1 protein-coding gene is annotated in these 575 nt (G+C 69.9%); it reads right to left on the bottom strand.

What is annotated here, in order from left to right; translation table 11 throughout:
- Positions 1 to 575: ABC transporter ATP-binding protein (locus IF73_RS0137120; RefSeq protein ID WP_031015957.1), on the bottom strand; the 575-nt coding region annotated here is incomplete at both ends.

Genomic DNA, 575 nt, shown 5'->3' with positions numbered 1-575 from the left:
TTGAGCTGGTCGGCGGTGCCTTCGGCGACGATGCGGCCGCCGTTGAGGACGGCGATGCGGTCGGCGAGTTCGTCGGCCTCTTCGAGGTACTGGGTGGTGAGGAAGACGGTGACGCCGTCGGCGACGAGTTCGCGGATGATCTGCCACATGTTGTGGCGGGAGCGGGGGTCGAGGCCGGTGGTGGGTTCGTCGAGGAAGATGATCCGGGGGTTGCCGACGAGGGTCATGGCGATGTCGAGGCGGCGCTTCATGCCGCCGGAGTAGGTGGAGGCGGGCTTCTTCGCGGCGTCCACGAGGTCGAAGCGGGCGAGGAGTTCGGCGGCGACCTCGCGTCCTTCTGCCTTGGGCAGGTGGTGCAGGTCGGCCATGAGGAGCATGTTCTCCTCGCCGGTGATCAGGCCGTCCACCGCGGAGAACTGGCCGGTGACGCCGATGGCGGCGCGGACGGCCTGCGGGGAGCGGCCGAGGTCGTGGCCGGCGACGGACGCCTGGCCGGAGTCGGCGGAGACGAGGGTGGAGAGGATCTTCACGGCGGTGGTCTTGCCGGCGCCGTTCGGACCCAGCAGGGCGAAGAC

This window comes from Streptomyces sp. NRRL F-5727 (assembly GCF_000719555.1).
In the GTDB taxonomy this organism is placed as follows: Bacteria; Actinomycetota; Actinomycetes; order Streptomycetales; family Streptomycetaceae; genus Streptomyces.
Note: the sequence above shows the minus strand (reverse complement) of the source record. Positions and strands in the feature narration are given on the sequence as shown.